This window comes from Bacillus fungorum (genome assembly GCF_002746455.1).
Taxonomy (GTDB): Bacteria; Bacillota; Bacilli; order Bacillales; family Bacillaceae_G; genus Bacillus_A; species Bacillus_A fungorum.
The window spans coordinates 1-3026 of sequence record NZ_NWUW01000086.1; the positions used below are offsets into that span (position 1 = coordinate 1).

The 3026-nt window shown below is 33.7% G+C and carries 4 protein-coding genes; 1 reads left to right on the top strand and 3 read right to left on the bottom strand.

The window, feature by feature from the left end:
* Positions 1-379 precede the first annotated feature (379 nt).
* Positions 380-652: an HU family DNA-binding protein gene (locus CO726_RS30570; protein ID WP_099686788.1), complete on the top strand. Its 273-nt coding sequence runs from the start codon at positions 380-382 to the stop codon at positions 650-652.
* A gap of 189 nt (positions 653-841) precedes the next feature.
* Here the strand turns inward: CO726_RS30570 and CO726_RS30575 are convergent, their stop codons facing one another.
* The 3 genes from CO726_RS30575 to CO726_RS30585 are packed head-to-tail and all read right to left on the bottom strand — an operon-like array spanning position 842 to position 2458.
* The gene (locus tag CO726_RS30575) at positions 842-1069 is read right to left on the bottom strand and encodes a hypothetical protein (RefSeq protein ID WP_099686789.1); all 228 of its coding nucleotides are present in this window, start codon (positions 1067-1069) and stop codon (positions 842-844) included.
* Positions 1044-2180, bottom strand: a complete 1137-nt coding sequence (locus tag CO726_RS30580; RefSeq protein ID WP_099686790.1) for a homing endonuclease associated repeat-containing protein — start codon at positions 2178-2180, stop codon at positions 1044-1046. The genes CO726_RS30575 and CO726_RS30580 overlap by 26 nt, the downstream gene beginning before the upstream one ends.
* A 26-nt stretch (positions 2181-2206) precedes the next feature.
* Complete coding sequence (locus CO726_RS30585) at positions 2207-2458, bottom strand: hypothetical protein (RefSeq protein ID WP_099686791.1); 252 nt, start codon at positions 2456-2458, stop codon at positions 2207-2209.
* Positions 2459-3026 lie beyond the last annotated feature (568 nt).

The window sequence follows — 3026 nt, forward strand, 5'->3', positions numbered from 1 at the left end:
ACAGAAATTAAATTAGAGCTGAAAGAAACAAAAGAGGCTATTGAAAAATTAGATGAGAGATTAGAGAAAATAGAAAAGCAAACACTTCCAATAAATTCATCTAAACCTACACTAAATACTCGAAAAGAAAAAGATTGGAAATATCCTTCTAAGATGAAATGAGTCAGAGGTATATTTTTCATTTTAGAATATGTGGAACAAGCAGAGCATCTAGAATAGGTACTTTGCATCATATAATGAACATGTTTTTCTTTCTCACTACCACACAGAAATTATCCCTTGGCTCTTGCTAGGGCTTTTTCTATGCACAATATTAATTGCATCATAAGTATACACACGTTATAATAGTCACCTAATTACATATGAAGAGGTGCAAAAAATGAATAAGACAGAATTAACAAAAGTAGTAGCAGTAAAAGCAGAACTTACACAAAAGGATGCTGCTGCAGCAACACAAGCTGTTTTAGATACAATAACAAATGCGCTAGCAAATGGAGAAAAAGTACAAATTCTTGGTTTTGGTACATTTGAAGTACGTGAAAGATCTGCACGTACAGGACGTAACCCACAAACAGGTGAAGAAATGCAAATCGCAGCTTCAAAAGCACCTGCTTTTAAAGCTGGAAAAGAATTAAAAGAAGCAGTAAAATAATTATACATAGTCAAAAAGGGTTTGATATTTCTATCAAATCCTTTTTTTCATAACATATTAAACTAATTTATCATATATATTTAATTAGAATTAAGGAAATTCTAAATCCCAAGATACTTCATTCTTCATCTCGCTGCTCAATCTCTTATTCAAGACTATTATTTTAGTGAAATCTAGCCTTTGCTAGTATTACTTGACTTGTGACCAATCACATTTCAGTTCATTTTCTTTAGCCCAGTTCTCTATCTGTTCTTGTGTCCATCCTTTTCTTGTTCCCATTTCCACATATGGATTCGGAAGTGCACCAAGTATTTTTGTACGATCATTTCGTTTTTTAAGCCAGACTGATAATGCCGTAGGATTACCCGAAAAAACCACTTTGCTGATTTCCCTATTCCCGTAAGCTTTGATTGTCATGCGTAACCTCCTTCTCTATTTCTTCCCATATTTCATTTATCTTAGTTGTTTGGAAATACCGCATGAGGGTACTAGAACATAATCCAAATTCCTTTAAACGACGTATCGGAATACGTCCCCCATTGACTTTATACACACATTTTAATTTTTCTGCTAATTCTTGTTTGCTATACACTTTGCGAGTACTGTACGTTGAAACAAGTCCTGCTCTTCTTTGCAATTCAAGCATACCACCAAAACGTAGAGCAAAGACATCTGCATTATATATATTATGAGATTCATTTAATTGCTTTGTTGTTGCTGCTTGTCCTAAACAATTAGAAAAATCAATATACATTTGAATTAATTCTTCATCAGTTGCTTTCACAACTTCTGGCGTCTTATTCATTGGTGTGATACCAGCTGCAATTAACGCGTTATTATAGTTTTGGAACATGTTTGTAAAGATATGCCGACTATACCCTAACTGTTCAAGAGTCTTTTGGGACGGTGCTTCTCCAAATTTCCCATGTAATTCTTGCAGTATTTGAATGAGTTCTTCTCTTGTATATTGAAATCCATACAAATCCTCTTTAGAAATACCAGATAACAAAAGTATGCGATTCCAACGCATATTAAAATGAGTTTCATAATAAGTTACGGATGGCACTACATCCTTGTTCCTTTCTTTCATAAATACATTCTTTTTTGTTGTTCCAAGACGCTTTATTTCGTCCTTAAGTAACTGTAGTAACTCATTATCACTTTGTGTGTAGACAGTCCCGTCAAAAGGCTCATAACCTAATGAAATAATAAAATCTCTATACCCCATATGAAGGTAACGCTTAATTACTTTAGAATCTGGTAATGTTTTGTCTGTTTTCAAATCATTTGTTGTCGGTATTCTTTTATTCTTACGAATCCACGTATGAAATATCTCAGTAATTGACTCTGCTGTAAAAGTTCTCTGGTTTCGATGTTCAAAACCAGCCGCTACAAGCGCGTTATTCCAACTTCCAAATATTTTTTTAATAGGCGTCTGTTGTCTAATATCTCTTTTGGTTGGAATCTCCCCTAATTCTTTTGCTTTGTGCTGAATAATCAAGATTAGCTCTTCTTTTGTATATTGCATTCATCACTCACCTACATGAAAGAATATTATCTTCTTTTCCAGACAGCTTCTCTTATTCCTTGTTCGATGGCATTCCAAACTTCAATTACACCGTAATGATTCAACTCTTCTTTTGAAAGACTATTGGCTAAGTAGGTTTCATAAGTACCTTCTGAATTGGTAACGTTTTCGAGATAAAAATCTAGTTCATTATCATATTCATCTATGTTTTTGCTATGACTCCCCTCACACATTTCAATTGCAACATATTCCTTTACGATTTCTTCTAAATTTCTCATTTCTTCTCACCTCAATATAATATTTATATATAATAACAAATACGTAGACAATTGACTACGTATTTGTTTCTTGGGATAGCATCACATTGCTATCAAGTTAGTATTATTAGTTATTTCCATACTGCAAATCGTATTTTTCTGCACCTAAATTGCCTCACCATACTATTTCGGAAAAACCGTACATTTCCCTCTTCTTCCCTGAATAGAACTAAATATTCCGTCGATACTGTAGACAACCCATTTCTTACCTTAGCAGTTAGTAGTAGCTAGCTGCTTTTTCAGTTTTATTCCGGCTCATATTTGTGTTTCTTCTGGATAAAGATTTCGTGAGCCAATTGCACACAAAAATCTAAGACATCCTCATCGCTTGTAATATCAGCATTGATATTTGCATTCTGAAATTCTTTTATCCTCAATAAGAAAAGACACTGTATAGTGTCTCTTCTTGTTTTTGTTTCGTTCCTTTAATGAATAGTAAGAGGATACATATCTATGCCCTCTTATTGCTGATTGGTGTTAGAATTGCTGCTCCCACAAGCAGAATATCTGAAAGACACTCGTATAAGAG